This is a genomic window from Micromonospora sp. NBC_01405 (assembly GCF_045040155.1).
In the GTDB taxonomy this organism is placed as follows: domain Bacteria; phylum Actinomycetota; class Actinomycetes; order Mycobacteriales; family Micromonosporaceae; genus Micromonospora.
The window spans coordinates 1600267-1616574 of record NZ_CP109532.1; the positions used below are offsets into that span (position 1 = coordinate 1600267).

The window sequence follows — 16308 nt, forward strand, 5'->3', positions numbered from 1 at the left end:
CGGTGCGGGTGCCGCTGAGCCCCGGCCATCGCCAGCCGTCCCCGGGGAGTACGCGTGCCAGATGCCGGCCCGACCGCCGTGCTCCCGCGCCGGCCGCTGACCGTCGGGGAGCTGCTCGACTCCGCCGTTCTGCTGCTGCGCGGGCACGCCCGGGTGCTGATCCCGGCCGCGCTCGTCCTCGCCACCGCCGAGCAGTTCCTGCTGCACCCCCTGCGGGTCGCCGCCGGGGCCGGGCCGCCCGGCTTCGCGTTGCAGCTGGACCAGCTCGCCCCGTACTGGGGGCTGCTGGCGGTGGGGGCGGCCACCGAGGCGGTGATCGTCCTGCTGCTCGGCAACCCGGCCGCCCGGGCCGCCGGGGCGGCGTTGCTGGGTCGTACCGCCGGCCCGGGCGAGCTGGTCCGGCCCGCCGGGGCCCGGCCGGGGGCGACCGCGCTGCTGGCCGCCGGGGTCGGCGCGGTCATGCTCGTGGCGGCCCTGCTCGGGCCGGGCTGGGTGGTCGCCTGGGCGCTGCTGGGCTCGGTCGCGTCGGCGCTGGTCGTGGACCGGGTCGCCGCCGCCCGGGCGCCGCTGCGCGCCGCCGCCCTCGCGCTGCGCACCGGCTGCCGGGCCGCCGCCATCCGCCTCCTCGGCTACCTGGCCTGGTGGATCGTCCGGGTCGGGTTGGGCCTGGGCGTCTTCTACGGGCTGCGCTCGCTGGGCCTCGCGGCCCTCACCGACCCGGCCTGGGCCGTGCCGGTCTCCGGCGCGATCTGGGCCGGCGTGAACGGCGTCGCCTACCCGGCGCTGGCCTGCCTCGACGCGGTCCTGCACCTGGAGGGCCGGATGCGCACCGAAGGGCTGGACATCCGGCTCTCCCGGGCCCCGGCGGGACTCGGCGAGCCGGCGCTGCTGGCGGCCGACCGATGAGCCCGAGCCGATGGTGGACCGAGACCACGGCCGCGCTGGGCGACCGCCTGCCGCTGCCGCTGGCCGCGCTGCTCCTGCTGCTGGCAGCCGGGCTGGTCGCGCTCGGCTGGTACCACCACCCGGCCTGGGTGCCCCGCCGGCTGCCCCGGCTCCGGCGGGCCCGGCGGCCCCGGCTCCGGCGGCACCGGGGCACCGGCCCGGCCACCGCCGAGGCGGCGGCGCCCGCGCCGGACGCCGCCCCGCCGGACGGGGCCGGTCCCCTGGCCGACCGGCTGGCGGCGCAGGGCCGCTACGCCGAGGCGGTCCGGGAGCGGCTACGCGGCATGCTCGGCGAACTGGCGGCCCGGCGGGTGGTGGAGCAGCGCCCGGGAATGACGGTCGCGGAGCTGACCTCGGCTGCCACGGCATGCTGTCCCCCGGTCGGCCCGCCGCTCGCCGCCGCCGCCGGGATCTTCTCCGACCTCTGGTACGCCCAGCGCCCGGCCGCCGCCGAGCACGACCACCGGATGCGGGAGTTGGCCGCCGAACTGCACCTGGTCCTCACGGCCCCGGCCCCGCAGGGCGGTGAGCGGGCGTGACCGCCGTGCCGCACCACACCGGGCCCGCCGCACCGGCACCCACCACAGCGGCACCCGCCGCCGCACCGCGCCGCCGGCGTTGGCACCGGCTGGCGATCCCGCTGGGACTGGCCGGGCTGCTGATCACGATCACCGTGGTCACCCACGCCGTGGACCAGCCCGACCCCACCGAGCCGGGATTCCTCTCCCCGGTCGCCACCGACGCGGACGGCGGCAGCCGGCTCGCCGACGCGCTGCACGACCGGGGCGTCGTCGTGCAGCGGGAGACCGACCCGCTGCGGGCGATGCTGGCCACCGCCGGCCGGGCGACGCTCTTCGTGCCCGCGCCGGGACTGCTGCACCCGGACACCCTCGGCGCGCTGCGCGACCTGCCCGGCCGGACCCGACTCGTGCTGGTCGACCCGCCCCGGCAGGTGCTGGAGGCCGCCGGCCTGCCCCTGGTCCCCGCCGGCCGGCGGTGGGCCACCCGGGCGGTCGGCCCGGACGCCGACGGGCGGCCCTGCGCGCTGCCCGAGGCGGCCCGCGCCGGGGTCGCCGCCGCCGAGCGGCAGCGCTACGCCGTCCCGCCCGGCCGGTCCGGGACGGCCGTGGACCGTTGCTACGCCGCCGGGCTGGCCCGGGTGCCCGGGTCGACCGAGACCGTGGTGATCGGGGCCAGCGACCCGTTCCGCAACGACCGGATCGACGAGCGGGGCAACCGGGAGTTGGCCACCGGCCTGCTCGGCACGACCGGCCGGGTGGTCTGGCTCGACCTGGACGGCCCCGCCCCGCCCCCACCGCGGCCCGGCGGCGGCGACGGACCGAGCTGGCCGGCCGATCGCGAGAGCCCCGGCGGCGGGACCGCCGACGACGGGCCGCCCGGCGGCGGCAACGGACCGGGCGGGTCCGGCGACGACCGTGGCGACAGGGAATCCGCCGCCGACGGCCAGTCCCCGCCCAACCCGCTCTGGACGGCCTTCCCCGCCTGGTTCTGGGCCCTGCTGACGCAGCTCGCCCTGGCCGCGCTGCTGCTGGTGCTCTGGCGGGCCCGCAGGCTCGGCCCGCCGGTGGCCGAACCGCTGCCGGTGGCCGTCCGCTCGGCCGAGACGGTGCTCGGCCGGGCCCGGCTCTACCAACGGGCCCGCGCCCGGGGCCCGGCCGCCGACACGCTGCGCTCCGCCGCCCTGGCCCGGCTGCTGCCCCGGCTCAACCTGCCCGCCGACCCACCCCCCGACTCGGTGGCCGCCGCCGTCGCCGCGCGGGCCGGCGGCACCGCCGCGCAGGCCCACGACCTGCTGTACGGCGACGAGCCGACCACCGACCGCGAACTGCTGGACCTGGCCCGCTCGCTGGACCTGCTGACCCGTACCGTCGCGGGGACGCCCGAGGCGGCCCGGGCGGACGCCGGCCCGCGTCCACCGGACCCGCCCCACCCCGACCCACCGGCCGACCCGCCCCGCCCCGACCCACCGGCCGCCACCGACCCACCGGCCGACCCGCCCGGCCCCGACCGGCCGACGGCCGTCCCCCGCCCCCGTTCCGCCCCGCCGAAGGAGGACCCCCGGTGACCCGACCCGCCGGAACCGCCGAGCCGCCGACCGCCGGCCCGGACGACGCCCGCGCCGCCCTGCACCGGCTGCGCGCCGAGGTGGCCAAGGCGGTCGTCGGGCAGGACGGGGTGGTCACCGGCCTGGTGCTCGCCCTGCTCTGCCGGGGGCACGTGCTGCTGGAGGGGGTGCCCGGGGTGGCCAAGACGCTGCTGGTCCGGACCATCGCCGCCGCCCTCGACCTGACCAGCAAGCGGGTGCAGTTCACCCCGGACCTGATGCCCGGCGACGTCACCGGGTCGCTGATCTTCGACCCGCGCACCGCCGCGTTCACCTTCCGCGAGGGGCCGGTCTTCACCAACCTGCTGCTCGCCGACGAGATCAACCGGACCCCGCCGAAGACCCAGTCCGCGCTGCTGGAGGTGATGGAGGAGCGGCAGGTGTCGGTGGAGGGCGAGCGCCGGCCGCTGCCGGAGCCGTTCATCGTGGCCGCCACCCAGAACCCCATCGAGTACGAGGGCACCTACCCGCTGCCGGAGGCGCAGCTCGACCGATTCCTGCTCAAGCTCACCGTGCCGCTGCCCAGCCGGGACGAGGAACTGGGGGTGCTCCGGGCGCACCACGCCGGGTTCGACCCGCGCGACCTGGCCGCGGCCGGCGTACGGCCGGTGGCCACCGCCGACGACCTGGCCGCCGCCCGGGCGGCGGTCGGCCGGGTGTACGTGGCCGAACCGGTGCTCGGCTACGTTGTGGACCTGTGCCGGGGCACCCGGGCCGTGCCGGCGCTGGAACTGGGCGCCTCCCCCCGGGGCGCGACCGGCCTGCTCGCCACCGCGAAGGCGTGGGCCTGGCTGGCCGGCCGGGACCACGTCACCCCCGATGACGTGAAGGCCGTCGCCCGCCCCACTCTGCGGCACCGGCTGCGGCTGCGCCCGGAGGTGGAGTTGGAGGGCGTCGGGGTGGACGCGGTGCTGGACACGGTGCTGGCCACCGTGCCGACGCCGCGATGACCTGGCGGGCGGCGGCGCTGCTGGGGGCGGGTGCCGCCACCCTGCCACTGTGGCCGGCGCCGTTCGTCGGGGTGGCCCTGATGACCGTGGCCGTGCTGGCGCTGACCGCCGTCGACTGGGCGCTGGCCGCGCCGCCGACCGGGATCGCGGCCGACCGGGACGGGGACCGGCGGGTCCGCCTGGGCGGCACCGCGACCGTCACCCTGCGGCTGACCAACGCCTCGGCCCGTACGCTGCGCGCCCGGGTCCGGGACGAGTGGGTGCCGTCGGCCGGAGCGCGGCCGGACGTGCCGCCGGAGCAGGTCGTCCGGCTGGACCCGGGGGCGGGCGTCGACCTGCCGACCCGGCTCACCCCGGCACGGCGCGGCGACCGGCCGGCGGTCGCGCTGACCGTCCGCTCGTACGGGCCGCTGCGGCTGGCGTTCCGGCAGCGCGCCGGCCGCCCCGCCACCCCGGCGTGGACGCTGCGGGTGCTGCCCCGCTTCGACTCCCGCCGGCACCTGCCGGAGAAGCTGGCCCGGCTGCGGGTGATCGACGGCACCCAGGTGACCCGGGGCCGGGGCGAGGGCACCGAGTTCGACACGCTGCGCGAGTACGTCGTCGGCGACGACGTCCGCTCGATCGACTGGCGGGCCAGCGCCCGCCGTTCCGACGTGCTGGTGCGTACCTGGCGCCCGGAGCGGGACCGGCGGCTGGTCTGCGTCCTCGACACCGGGCGGACCTCGGCGGCGCGGATCGGCGACGAGCCCCGGCTGGACACCTTCCTCGACGCCGCGCTGCTGCTCACCGCGCTGGCCGCCCGCGCCGGCGACCGGGTCGACCTGATCGCCGCCGACGCCGTGGTCCGGACCGTGGTGACCGGCGCGGGCCGGCCGGCGCTGCTGGCCCGGCTGGTGGACGCGGTCGCCCCGCTCCAGCCGGCGCTGGTGGAGACCGACTTCGCGCTGATCGCCGGCGAGGTGCTGCGCCGGAAGCGGCAACGCAGCCTGGTGGTGCTGTTCACCGCGCTGGAGGCCGGGGCGCTCGGTGAGGGGCTGCTGCCGGTGTTGCCCCGGCTGGCCGCCCGGCACCGGGTGATCGTCGCCGCGACCCACGACCCCGTGCTCACCGCGCTGACCACCGCCGCACCGGGCCGGCCCGCCGACGCGTACGCCGCCGCGGCGGCCTGGCGCGCCCTGGCCGAGCGGGACCGCCTCCGCGCCGCCCTGACCCGGTACGGCGTCACGGTGCTGGACGCCCCGGCGGACCGGCTGGCCCCGGAGGTGGCCGACGCCTACCTCCGCCTCAAGTCCCTCGGCCGGCTCTGAGCCCCGAGGCGTCGACCGTGGACCCGGCGGTGGCACTTGCCCGGACGCCGCTCCCACCGACCGCCCGGCGGCCGAGCACGACGACGTACGCGAGGAAGGCGAGCCAGACGGCCGCGCCGACGCCGATGCGGAGCACGGCCGGCAGCGGGGCCGGGGTGACGAACGCCTCCAGGCCGGCGGAGACCGCGAACACGCCGACCAGGCCCACCGCGGCCAGCACGGCGGAGCGGCCGGCCTCGGCCACCGCCCGACCCCGGGTGAGCCGGGGCGGCGGCGCGATCCAGGCCCACGCCGTGCGCAGCCCGACCCCGGCGGCCACGAAGACCCCGGTGAGCTCCAGCAGGCCGTGCGGGGTGATCATGCCGAAGAACACGTCGGCCCGGCCGTAGGAGACCATCACCCCACCGACCACCCCGAGGTTGAGCGCGTTCTGCCAGAGCAGCCAGAGCACCGGCACGACCAGCACCCCGGAGGCGAGGCACTGGGCGGCCAGCCAGGCGTTGTGCGTCCACAGGTGGAAGGCGAAGGTCGGCGCGGAGAACTCGGTGTAGTAGCCGGCGAACCCGGACCGGACCAGCTCGACGGCGGCCTCCTCGCCGACGAACGCGGCGGCGGTGTCCGGGTGCCCGGCGACGTACCAGATGAGGAAGCCGCTGAGCAGGCTGAAACCGGTCGCCACCGCGCACCACCACGGCCAGGCCCGGTAGACCGCCCCGGGGAAGCCGACCAGCAGGAACCGCCCGACGGCGGCCCACGACGGGCGGGGCCGGCCGGTGATCCGGCCACGGGCCCGCAGCACGAGCTGGGAGAGCTCGGCGACGAGCCCGGGCTCGGGCGAGCGGCTGCGCAGCACCGACAGGTGGGTGGCGGCCCGCTGGTAGAGCGCGACCAGCTCGTCGGCCTCGGCGGCGGATAGTCGACGCCGGCCCGACAGCTCCTTCAGCCGGTGCCACCCGCCCCGGTGCTCGGCGACGTACGCGTCGAGATCCACTGGTCCTCCCCCGTCCGGCGACCATAGTGTTCACTGTGCTGGTGAACGCGCAACCACCGGCACCGGTCGCCGGCGCGTCCGGCGGGGACGCCGGCCTGGTCAGCGGCGAGGCCGTGGCGCTGGACGTCCGGGCCGCCCGAATCGGCTCCCGGGTGCTGGCGCTCCTGCTCGACCTGGTGGCGCAGGCGGTGATCGCGGTGGTCCTGGCGGTCTGCCTGTCGGCGGCGGTGGCCGTGTTACCCGCCGGGCTCGCGGACGCGGCGCTCAGCGGCGCGCTGCAGACCGTCGGGGCGATCCTGGTCCTGGTCGGCTACCCGACGCTGTGGGAGCGGTTCGCCGGGGGCCGCACGCCCGGCAAGCTGGTGGTCGGGCTGCGGGTGGTCCGGGTCGACGGCGGGCCGGTGGGGCTGCGGCAGTCGCTGACCCGGGCCCTGGTCGGAGTGGCCGTGGAGTGGCCCGGCCTGGTGCTGCCCCTGCTGAGCTGGGTGGCGAGCGTGGCGGTGATGCTCACCGACCGGCGGGGCCGGCGGCTCGGCGACCTGGTGGCCGGCACGATGGTGGTGCACACCCGCGTCGCCACCGCCTGGCGGCCCGCCCCGCTGCTGGCCCCGGCGCTGGCCGGTTGGGCGTACGCGCTGGACCTCACCCGCCTCGACGACGACCTCGCGCTGGCCGTCCGGCAGTACGTCACCCGGGCGCACCGGTTCGCCGAGCCGGCCCGGTCCCGGCTGGCCGGGGCGCTCTGGGCGGAGGTGGCAGCCGTGACGACACCGCCACCGCCGGCCGGCCTACCGCAGGGGTTGTGCCTGGCCACCGTGCTGGCCGAGCGGCACCGCCGGGCGACCCACCGGCTGCACCGGGCCCGGACCCACACCGCGACGCTGTGGCCGGAGCTGACTCCGGCACCGGCCGGGGGTGGGCCGCGGGCCGCCGGGACCGGCGACTGAGCCGCCGGTACGCGGGCCGGACGGCACGCCCACGCGGGCGGGTCCGACGTCGCGCCGACGCCGGCAGGGCCCGGCCGGGCGGCTCAGCCGAAGAGCGCCCGGCCCCAGTGGTCGCCGCCGTCGCGTACCCCGGGCGGGCAGGCGAAGATGCCGCTTGAGACGTGCCGCAGGTACTCGTTCATCGCGTCGTTGCGGGCCAGCCGGGTCTGGATCGGCACGAACTGCTTGCGCGGGTCCCGCTGGTAGGCGATGAAGAACAGCCCGGCGTCGAGGCGGCCCAGCCCGTCCGAGCCGTCCACGAAGTTGTAGCCCCGGCGCAGCAGGCGCGCGCCGTCGTGCTGGCTCGGGTGGGCGAGCCGGACGTGCGCGGTCTCGGCGATCAGCGGCTGACCGTCGTCGTCCTTCGCGGCGAGGTCGGGTTCGTCGAACTCGTCGCCCCGGCCCAGCGGGGCGCCGTTGCCCTTGGTCCGCCCGACGATCTGCTCCTGCTCGACCAGGGAGCTGCGGTCCCAGGTCTCGACCAGCATCCGGATCTTGCGGGTGACCAGGTAGGACCCGCCGGTCATCCAGTCCGGCCCGTCGCCCGGCTGGGCCCAGAGCTGCTCGCGCAGCAGCCCGGCGTCCTCGGCCTTGAGGTTGGCGGTGCCGTCCTTGAAGCCGAACAGGTTGCGCGGGGTGGCCTGCCCCCGGGAGGTCGATGAGGTGCGCCCGAAGCCGAGCTGCGACCACCGGACACTCACCACGCCCATGCCGATCCGGGCCAGGTTCCGGATGGCGTGCACCGCCACCTGGGGATCGTTGGCGCAGGCCTGGACGCAGAGGTCCCCGCCGGAAAGCTCCGGGCGCAACGCGTCCCCGGCGAAGTGCGGCAGGTCGGCCAGCGCGGCGGGTCGGCGGCCGGCGAGGCCGAACCGGTCCTTGCCCTGGGCGTCGCGGAACAACGTCGGGCCGAAGCCGATGGTGAGGGTGAGCTGCGACGGGGGCAGCCCGAGGGCCTCGCCGGTGTCGTCCGGCGGGGCCTCGGGGACGCCGCCGACCGCGCCGATCACCCCGGCGTCCCGCCCGGCGGTCATCCGGGCGGCTGCGGCCGTCCACTCCTGGAACAGGTCGACGAGCCGGGCCCGGTCCTTCGTGACGACGTCGAACGCGACGAAGTGCAGCCGGTCCTGGGCCGGGGTGGTGATGCCGGCCTGGTGCTCGCCGTGGAACGCCACCGCGCCGGCCGCCGCGCCCTGGTCGGCGGCGGCGCGTTCGCCCCCGCCCCGGGCCAGCGCGCCGGCCCCGACGGCGACGCCGGCCACCCCGGCGACCCCCGCGCCGGCGAGCGTGATCGCCCTCCGCCGGGATACCTGGTTCCCGCTCATGCCGTCACCCTTCCCTGTTCGTCGGTGCGTCCACCGGGGCGGTCGGTCACCGGGCGACGACCGCCGCCACCTTGCTGATCGGCTCGGCCAGCGCGTTGATGCTGTCCGAGAGTTCCTTCAGGTCGGCCTTGCTCAGCGCGGTGTGCAGCTTCCAGCCGTCGCCGTCGCGGTGCTTACCGAGCGCGGTCTCCACGTTGGCGAACTCCTTGTCGAGCTGGGCGACCAGCTCCGGGGAGCGCTGCTCCAGGGCCGGGCGGAGCGAGGCGATCGCAGCCTTCGAGCCCTCCAGGTTGGCGTTGAAGTCCCAGAGGTCGGTGTGCGAGTAGCGCTCCTCCTCGCCGGTGATCTTGCCACTGGCGACCTCGTCGAGCAGCGCCTTCGCGCCGTTGGCGAGCTGGAGCGGGGTGAGCTTCTCGGCATTGGCCTTGGCCACGATCGCCTTGACGTCGACCAGGAGCTGGTCGGCGATCGGGCCGTCCTTGCTGATGTCGCCGGACGTCCAGAGGTCCTTCTCGATCCGGTGGAAGCCGGTGAACTCCATGCCCTCCTCGATGACCTCCTCGCGGCCGTCGATCTTCGGGTCGAGGTCGCCGAAGCTCTCCGCCACCGGCTCGATCCGCTCCCAGTAGGTCCGGGCCACCGGGTACAGCGCCTTGGCCTTCGCCACGTCGCCGGCCTTGACCGCGACCACGAACTCCTCGGTCTTGGTCAGCAGGGCGGCGGTCTGGCTGTTGACGTAGCGCTGGTAACTCGCGGTGGCCTCGGCCAGCGCGGCGTCGGGAGCGACGGTCGCGGCGGTGCCGCTGACCTTCAGCGCCCCCCGGATGCCCTTGCCGATCATCCCAGGCTTGCAGGCCGTCTCGTACGTCCCGGCGGGCAGCTCGACGCGCAGCTCGCGGCTGAGCCCGGGGGCGATGTTCTCCACCTCGCCCATCACCCGGTCCCCGGCCGCGTAGACGTAGAACTCGGTGACCTTGGCACCGGAGTTGGTGACCTTGAAGGAGGTCTGGCCGGCGGGCAGGTCGGTCCGGCCGACCTCGCACGCGGTGTCGGTCGCCTTGACGGTGATCGGGCCCCCGTCGCCGGCTGCGCCCTCCTTCTCCGCTCCGCCGCAGGCGGCGACGCCGGTGGTGGCCAGCACGCCGGTGGCGGCCAGAGCCAGGAAGCGGGTGGTACGCATCAGGAGTTTCTCCTCGTGAGGTCAGGCGCGCGGCGACGCGGTCGCCGGCCCGGTGCCGCTGGTGGTGGAAGAGTCGGTGCCGGGGGCCGCCGGGCCGGACGGTTCGGCGGCGGCGTTCGTGGCGGGCCGGGCCGGGGCGGCTGGCCGGCGCAGGAAGAGCAGCAGCACCGGCAGGGCGTACGCGGCCCAGGCGACCATCTCCAGCACGCTCGGCGCGGGGGTGACGTTGAACATCCCGGCGAGCAGGGCGGCGTACCAGGTGCCCGGGTCGAGGACTCCGGTGATGTCGAAGGCCAGGTCGTTCAGGCCGGGCAGCACGCCGGCCTCCTGGAAGTCGTGCACGCCGTACTTGAGGATGCCGGCGGCGACCAGGATCAGCAGGGCGCCGGTCCAGGTGAAGAACGTGGACAGGTTGATCTTCAGGGCACTGAAGTAGAGGCCCACGCCGATGGCCACGGCGCTGGCGATACCGCCGATCAGGGCCAGCAACGGCCCGCTGTCCCCGGCCGCGCCCTGGGCGGCGGAGTAGAAGATGAGGGCGGTCTCCAAGCCCTCCCGGATCACCGCGAGAAAGGCCATCCCGGCCACCGCGACGGAGCCGACCGCGAGCGCCTCGCTCAGTCTGCCGCGCAGCTCACCGGCCATTGTCCGGGCGGCCCGGCGCATCCAGAAGATCATCCAGGTGACGAAGACGACGGCCGCGACCGAGGTGACCGCCTCGAACAGTTCCCGATCCTCGGAGCGGGCCAGCAGCGAGGTCGAGGTGTACTCGATCAGCCAGCCGAACAGCACCGAGAGGGCCACGGCGAGGCCGACGCCCGCCCACACCTGGGGAAGCCGGTCCCGGCGCTGCGACTTCACGAGGAAGGCGACCAGGATGCTGACCACGAGGGTCGCTTCCAGGCCCTCCCGCAGGCCGATCAGGTAGGTGGCGAACATCGGCACTCCATGATCCGTCAGCATGCCTCAGCTAACTTAGGGCAGCCATACCTTCCTCCCGTTCCGTGACCCCGTCAAGTTGTTCGGGGCGAACTCACCCGACCACGCGGCGGCCCGGCATACGACAGGGACCGGGCCCGCCGCGGCGCGGCCGACCCGGTCCCTGTCGTGCGGATCAGTAGCGGTAGTGCTCCGGCTTGAACGGGCCCTCCTGCGAGACGCCCAGGTAGGCGGCCTGCTCCTTCGTCAGCGTGCTCAGCTTCGCGCCGAGCGCGCCCAGGTGCAGCCGGGCCACCTTCTCGTCCAGGTGCTTCGGCAGCACGTAGACGCCGATCGGGTAGTCCTCGGGCTTGGTGAACAACTCGATCTGCGCGATCGTCTGGTTCGCGAACGAGTTCGACATCACGAAGCTCGGGTGCCCGGTCGCGTTGCCCAGGTTCAGCAGCCGCCCCTCGGACAGCACGATGATCGAGTGCCCGTCGGCGAACTTCCACAGATCGACCTGCGGCTTGATGTTCACCCGCTCGACATCGGAACGCTTGGCCAGGCCAGCCATGTCGATCTCGTTGTCGAAGTGACCGATGTTACCCACGATGGCCTGGTGCTTCATCCGCGCCATGTGCTCGTTGGTGATCACGTCGAAGCAGCCGGTAGCCGTGATGAAGATGTCCGCCTGCCCGACCACGTCGTCCAGAGTCGCCACCTGGTAGCCGTCCATCGCCGCCTGAAGGGCGCAGATCGGATCGACCTCGGTCACCACGACGCGGGCGCCCTGGCCGCGCAGCGACTCGGCGCAGCCCTTGCCCACGTCGCCGTAGCCGAGCACGACGGCCATCTTGCCGCCGATCAGCACATCGGTGGCCCGGTTGATGCCATCGATCAACGAGTGGCGGCAGCCGTACTTGTTGTCGAACTTGCTCTTCGTCACCGAGTCGTTCACGTTGATGGCCGGGAAGAGCAGGGTGCCGTTGCGGTGCATCTCGTAGAGCCGGTGCACGCCGGTCGTGGTCTCCTCGGTCACGCCCTTGATGCCGGCGGCGATCCGCGTCCACCGCTGCCCGTCCTCGCCGAGGGAACGGTGCAGCACCTCAAGGATGACCGCGTACTCCTCGGAGTCGGCGGACTCGACCGACGGAACAGCCCCGGCCTTCTCGAACTCGACACCCTTGTGCACGAGCAGGGTGGCGTCGCCGCCGTCGTCGAGGATCATGTTCGGGCCCTGACCGTCCGGCCAGGCCAGCACCTGCTCGGTGCACCACCAGTACTCCTGAAGACTCTCGCCCTTCCAGGCGTACACCGGCACACCAGCCGGCGCCTCGGGCGTGCCGTCCGCGCCGACGACGATCGCGGCGGCGGCATGGTCCTGGGTGGAGAAGATGTTGCACGACGCCCAACGAACCTCAGCACCGAGCGCCACCAGGGTCTCGATCAACACAGCCGTCTGAATGGTCATGTGCAGCGAACCGGTGATCCGCGCCCCCGCGAGGGGCTGCGCCTGCGCGAACTCACGACGGATCGCCATCAGGCCCGGCATCTCGTGCTCGGCGAGCTGGATCTCCTTGCGCCCGAACTCGGCGAGCGACAGATCCGCCACCTTGAAGTCGCCCTCGGCGAGGGTGCTCGGCCGGGCCTCGGACGGCGTGCCACTGGGGACGGCCGGGAGGGTGCTGGTCATAGAAGCTCCTGTCGAAGAACGAAGTGCTGCGCGACCCTTCACTTTACGCGCGAAGGCGGACAGCGCACGGGGCGGTCGGTCGTGAACGGACTTTCCCGCCCACTGTCCGGCCGCCCCGCGCATCCCCCCGGTTTGGTTCCCCGCGCGCCCCCGGACCTTCGTCTCGTTAACGCTGCGTACTCATAGAGTCACACTAGGCCAGGGGTACGTCAAGCTATTCCGGGAATTTCGGATATGTGTCGGCCACAGGGGGGCGGCCTCCCCTCTACGGGGGGTGACGGTCAGTCGAGCCCCGGGGTGGCCACGTACGCCTCGCCCACGCCGTCGAGGACGAGCGGACCGGCGTCGGCCGGGCCGATCGCGGACTGCCCCGGCACAAGGGCGACAACGCCCCGACCGTCGTCGACCGAGAGCCTCCCGGCCCGGCAGAGCACCACGCGGGGCCCCGGCGCCGTGAGCCGGACCGGCGGCGCGCCGGCGTCCAGCCGCACCCGGTGCAGCGCGAAATCGTCGACGGGCACCGGCCAGCGGACCACCCCGGCGGACACCGGCTCCGGGGCCACCACCGGGTCGTCGAGCACCTCGAAGCGGAGCACCCGCAGCAGCTCGTCGACGTCCACCCGCTTCGGGGTCAGCCCGCCGCGCAGCACGTTGTCGCTGGCCGCCATGATCTCCACGCCCGTGCCCCGCAGGTAGGCGTGCAGGTTGCCGGCCGGCATCCAGATCGCCTCCCCGGGGGCGAGCCGAAGGTGGTTGAGCAGCAGCGCCACCAGCACCCCGGGGTCGCCCGGGTAGTGGCCGGCCAGCGCTCGGGCGAGCTCCGCGTCCGGCCCCGCGGCCTGCGCCGCAAGCACGTCCGCCACCAGCCCGGCCCGCTCCGCCGCCGGCCAGCTCAGCAGCAGCCGTACGGCCTCCCGCAGCCCCGCCGGGCCGCCGCGCAGCGCCGACACCACCGGCTCCAGCGCCGGTACGCCGAACGCGGCCAGCGCCTCGGCCGACTCCACCGGGTCGCGGAACCCGCAGAGCGCCTCGAACGGCGAAAGGGCGACCAGCAGCTCCGGCTTGTGGTGCGGGTCGACATAGTTGCGCTCCCCCGCCGGGCGCACCGCGTCGGCCGCGTACCCGGCACGGGCCTGCTCCGGGTCCGGGTGGGCCTGGAGGCTCAGCGGGGCGTCCGCGGCGAGCACCTTGAGCAGGAACGGCAGCCGGGGGCCGAACCGCTCGACCACCCGGTCGCCGAGCCAACGCCCCGGCTCGGCGACCAGCAGGTCGACCAGGCTCGCCGCCGCACCACCGCGCCGCACCGTGGCCGGCGCACCCGGGTGGGCACCCAGCCACAACTCGGCCTCCGGCCCCGCGCTGGGCACCGGGCGCCCCTGCAACTCGGCGATCGCCGAACGAGAACCCCAGGCGTAGTCCCGGATCGGCCCGTGCAGCGGTTCCACCTCAGCTCCCGGTTCGGGTCTTGTCGGTGGGAGTCTCTGTCGCGTGCGGCACCGCGGCGTCCGGCGCGTCCGGGGCGGCCGTGGGAGCCGCGGTGCCGGTGCCGGCCCGCTCTGCCGCGACGGACCAGATGTCCGGCTCCAGATAGATCACCCGGGCGACCGGGACGGCCGCGCGGATCCGCGTCTCGACGGCGTTGATCCCCCGCGCCAACTCCTCGGCGCTCTCGCACGCCGGGACCGCGATTTTCGCGGCCACCAGCAGCTCCTCCGGGCCCAGGTAGAGCGTCTTCATGTGGATGATCCGCTCGACCTCCGGGCCGGCGGTGACGGCCCGCTCGATCGCGGCCACGTCCTTCGGCTCGGCGCCCTCACCGAGCAGCAGGCTCTTCGTCTCGATAGCCAGGACGATCGCGATGAGCACCAGCAGGACGCCGATCATGGCGGTGCCGGCCGCGTCCCACATGCCGTTGCCGGTGATCAGGGTCATCCCCACACCGAACAGCGCGAAGACCAGACCGACCAGCGCGCCGAAGTCCTCCAGCAGCACCACCGGCAGCTCCGGGGCCTTGGACCGGCGGATGAAGTGCACCCAGGACTGGTTGCCCCGGATGTGGTTGGACTCCTTGATCGCCGTACGGAAGGAGAAGCTCTCCATCACGATGGCCGCGACCAGCACGACGACCGGCACCCAGTGCCAGCTCTCGATCCCGTGCGGTTCGGCCGCCTTGTGCCACGCCTCGTACAGCGCGAACAGGCCGCCGACGCTGAACAGCACGATCGACACGATGAACGCGTAGATGTAGCGCTCCCGGCCGTACCCGAAGGGGTGTTCGGGGGTTGCGGCGCGCTTGGCCCGCCGGCCGCCGAGCAGCAGCAGGCCCTGGTTGCCGGAGTCGGCCACCGAGTGGATCGACTCGGCCAGCATCGACGAGGAGCCGGTCAACAGGAACGCGATGAACTTCGTGATCGCGATGCCCACGTTCGCGAACAGCGCCGCGACGATCGCCTTGGTACCACCGTCGGCGCTCATGCCGGTCCCCGTTCGATGCCGCACATGCTCACTGGTTTGCCAGCTCCTTCATCTCTGTGATGGCCGGAACCGCCATCGGGTCCAGTCCGTGTGCCAGGGCCAGGTAGACGGAGGCGAAGTCCGGCACCGCCACCAGCGAGGCGAGCCGCTCCAGCGCGGAGCCGCCCTCGGCGGTCACCACGTCGCAGCGCACCCCGCGCCGCTCGGCGAGGGTCTGCACGGCGTCGGCCCGACGCTCCTCGACCGCCAGCGGCTCGTCGGCGTCGTCCTCGGCGTTGAGGCCGCCGTCGCGCAGCAGCACCAGCCGCAGCCGGGTGCCCTCCGCCTCGGGCTCCTCCTGGTCGGCGAAGATGTCCCGCATTCCCTCGGCGAGGCCGCCGAACACGCCGTCGAGCAGGCCGACCCGCCCCCGGCCGGCCTCGCCGAGCGCCCCGCTGACCACGGGATAGCGAGCATTGGCCGACAGGGTGTCGCCGAACCGGCGGGCCGCCACGGTGGCCAGCGGCGACGAGCCCCAGACGATGGGGATCGACCCGGCCAGCCCGAGTGCCAGCGACTTCGCGGGGTTGACGAACGATTCGGCCGTGGCACGGCACCGGTCGGCGTCGGCGTCGAGCCGCGCCGCCGTCTCGGCCAGATCCGCCTCGTTGACCTTCACGAGCCCGAGCGTACGGGCGGCGAGCAGAACCGGCACGGTGAGCGCCCACAGGCTGGCCCGCGCCGGGGCACGGCGGGGCACCGGGATGAACGGCGCGCGGGCCCGCTCGGCCGCCGCCTGCAACTGCGAGTCGGGGGCGCCGACGGCGACCAGCCGGGCGCCCCGGCGGTGCGCGGCCTCCGCGGCGCCGAGCGCCTCGGGACTGCGGCCGGAGGCGCTGACCGCGATCACCACGTCGGCGGCGCCCACCCAACCGGGCACGCCGGCGCTGCGGTGCGGGATGACCGGGACCGGGCAGCGCGGCCCGGCGACCGTGGCCAGCACGTCCCCGGTGCGCCCGGCCGTGCCGATGCCGGCGATGACGACCGCCCGGGGGCGACCGTCGTCGGCGAGCGCGGTCAGGTTCGTCTCGGCGGTCAGGGCGGCGGACTCCCGGACCTGCGCCCCGGCGGAGGCGGTGAACCGGAGCATGCCGCCCGGGTCGCGCTCCGCGAGGGCGTCCGGGTCGTCCAGCAGAGACTCGTCGGCGTCGCGGCGGCCGCTGACTCCCGCCGTTCCCTCCATCACGGCTGCTGCGCGGGTCCGCCGCGCGCCTCGTCGAGCAGCAGCACCGGCACGTCGTCGCGTACCTCGAAGATCCGACCGCACTCGGTGCAGGTCAGTGTCTGCGCCCCGGCGTCGTAGTCCAGCGGGGCGTGGTGTGTGTCCGGACAGGCGAGGATCTCGAGCAACTGCGGGTCCAGGGCCATGGT

Annotated in this window: 15 protein-coding genes; 6 read left to right on the plus strand and 9 right to left on the minus strand. The window is 75.1% G+C overall.

Annotation, left to right across the window (positions count from 1 at the left end; genetic code table 11):
• The first annotated feature begins 54 nt into the window (after nt 1–54).
• The 5 genes from OG559_RS06220 to OG559_RS06240 are packed head-to-tail and all read left to right on the plus strand — an operon-like array spanning nt 55 to nt 5327.
• Nucleotides 55–906, plus strand: coding sequence for a hypothetical protein (locus OG559_RS06220; protein ID WP_405113333.1), 852 nt, complete (start codon nt 55–57; stop codon nt 904–906).
• Nucleotides 903–1484 (plus strand): DUF4129 domain-containing protein, encoded by a 582-nt coding sequence (locus OG559_RS06225; protein WP_405113335.1) that lies wholly within the window; start codon nt 903–905, stop codon nt 1482–1484. Before OG559_RS06220 ends, OG559_RS06225 begins: the two co-directional genes overlap by 4 nt.
• The gene (locus OG559_RS06230; protein ID WP_405113337.1) at nt 1481–3031 is read left to right on the plus strand and encodes a DUF4350 domain-containing protein; all 1551 of its coding nucleotides are present in this window, start codon (nt 1481–1483) and stop codon (nt 3029–3031) included. Before OG559_RS06225 ends, OG559_RS06230 begins: the two co-directional genes overlap by 4 nt.
• The gene (locus OG559_RS06235) at nt 3028–4020 is read left to right on the plus strand and encodes an AAA family ATPase (RefSeq protein ID WP_405113339.1); all 993 of its coding nucleotides are present in this window, start codon (nt 3028–3030) and stop codon (nt 4018–4020) included. The genes OG559_RS06230 and OG559_RS06235 overlap by 4 nt, the downstream gene beginning before the upstream one ends.
• The gene (locus OG559_RS06240) at nt 4017–5327 is read left to right on the plus strand and encodes a DUF58 domain-containing protein (protein WP_405113341.1); all 1311 of its coding nucleotides are present in this window, start codon (nt 4017–4019) and stop codon (nt 5325–5327) included. Before OG559_RS06235 ends, OG559_RS06240 begins: the two co-directional genes overlap by 4 nt.
• Here OG559_RS06240 and OG559_RS06245 read toward each other — a convergent pair.
• Complete coding sequence (locus tag OG559_RS06245; protein WP_405113343.1) at nt 5305–6318, minus strand: stage II sporulation protein M; 1014 nt, start codon at nt 6316–6318, stop codon at nt 5305–5307. The two genes, OG559_RS06240 and OG559_RS06245, sit on opposite strands and share 23 nt — an antisense overlap.
• Nucleotides 6319–6359: 41 nt before the next feature.
• Here OG559_RS06245 and OG559_RS06250 point away from each other — a divergent pair, with 41 nt between their 5' ends.
• Nucleotides 6360–7265, plus strand: coding sequence for an RDD family protein (locus tag OG559_RS06250; RefSeq protein ID WP_405113345.1), 906 nt, complete (start codon nt 6360–6362; stop codon nt 7263–7265).
• Nucleotides 7266–7348: 83 nt separating this feature from the next.
• Here the strand turns inward: OG559_RS06250 and efeB are convergent, their stop codons facing one another.
• The 8 genes from efeB to OG559_RS06290 form a co-directional block, all read right to left on the minus strand.
• The gene (gene efeB / locus OG559_RS06255) at nt 7349–8629 is read right to left on the minus strand and encodes an iron uptake transporter deferrochelatase/peroxidase subunit (RefSeq protein WP_405113347.1); all 1281 of its coding nucleotides are present in this window, start codon (nt 8627–8629) and stop codon (nt 7349–7351) included.
• Between the two features lie 46 nt (nt 8630–8675).
• Nucleotides 8676–9809, minus strand: a complete 1134-nt coding sequence (gene efeO / locus OG559_RS06260) for an iron uptake system protein EfeO (RefSeq protein ID WP_405113349.1) — start codon at nt 9807–9809, stop codon at nt 8676–8678.
• A gap of 21 nt (nt 9810–9830) precedes the next feature.
• Entirely contained in the window at nt 9831–10748 is a 918-nt protein-coding gene (efeU, locus tag OG559_RS06265) for an iron uptake transporter permease EfeU (protein WP_405113351.1), read from the minus strand.
• Nucleotides 10749–10923: 175 nt separating this feature from the next.
• Nucleotides 10924–12423 (minus strand): adenosylhomocysteinase, encoded by a 1500-nt coding sequence (gene ahcY / locus OG559_RS06270; RefSeq protein WP_405113353.1) that lies wholly within the window; start codon nt 12421–12423, stop codon nt 10924–10926.
• A 281-nt stretch (nt 12424–12704) separates the two neighbouring features.
• Nucleotides 12705–13868 carry a mannose-6-phosphate isomerase, class I gene (manA, locus tag OG559_RS06275; protein WP_405113355.1) on the minus strand — a complete coding sequence of 388 codons (1164 nt, stop codon included), beginning with the start codon at nt 13866–13868 and terminating at the stop codon, nt 12705–12707.
• A gap of 1 nt (nt 13869) precedes the next feature.
• The gene (locus OG559_RS06280; RefSeq protein WP_405113357.1) at nt 13870–14898 is read right to left on the minus strand and encodes a cation diffusion facilitator family transporter; all 1029 of its coding nucleotides are present in this window, start codon (nt 14896–14898) and stop codon (nt 13870–13872) included.
• 28 nt (nt 14899–14926) lie between these two features.
• Nucleotides 14927–16123, minus strand: a complete 1197-nt coding sequence (locus OG559_RS06285) for an SIS domain-containing protein (RefSeq protein ID WP_405113359.1) — start codon at nt 16121–16123, stop codon at nt 14927–14929.
• Nucleotides 16120–16305, minus strand: coding sequence for a Trm112 family protein (locus tag OG559_RS06290; RefSeq protein ID WP_117665810.1), 186 nt, complete (start codon nt 16303–16305; stop codon nt 16120–16122). Before OG559_RS06290 ends, OG559_RS06285 begins: the two co-directional genes overlap by 4 nt.
• Nucleotides 16306–16308 lie beyond the last annotated feature (3 nt).

What these genes read in the sequence shown, in the direction of transcription:
- OG559_RS06225 (WP_405113335.1), top strand. Translation starts at nt 903, where the DNA reads ATGAGCCCGAGCCGATGGTGGACCGAGACCACGGCCGCGCTGGGCGAC.
- OG559_RS06240 (WP_405113341.1), top strand. Translation starts at nt 4,017, where the DNA reads ATGACCTGGCGGGCGGCGGCGCTGCTGGGGGCGGGTGCCGCCACCCTG.
- efeB (WP_405113347.1), bottom strand. Translation starts at nt 8,629, where the DNA reads ATGAGCGGGAACCAGGTATCCCGGCGGAGGGCGATCACGCTCGCCGGC.
- efeO (WP_405113349.1), bottom strand. Translation starts at nt 9,809, where the DNA reads ATGCGTACCACCCGCTTCCTGGCTCTGGCCGCCACCGGCGTGCTGGCC.
- efeU (WP_405113351.1), bottom strand. Translation starts at nt 10,748, where the DNA reads ATGTTCGCCACCTACCTGATCGGCCTGCGGGAGGGCCTGGAAGCGACC.
- ahcY (WP_405113353.1), bottom strand. Translation starts at nt 12,423, where the DNA reads ATGACCAGCACCCTCCCGGCCGTCCCCAGTGGCACGCCGTCCGAGGCC.
- OG559_RS06280 (WP_405113357.1), bottom strand. Translation starts at nt 14,898, where the DNA reads ATGAGCGCCGACGGTGGTACCAAGGCGATCGTCGCGGCGCTGTTCGCG.
- OG559_RS06290 (WP_117665810.1), bottom strand. Translation starts at nt 16,305, where the DNA reads ATGGCCCTGGACCCGCAGTTGCTCGAGATCCTCGCCTGTCCGGACACA.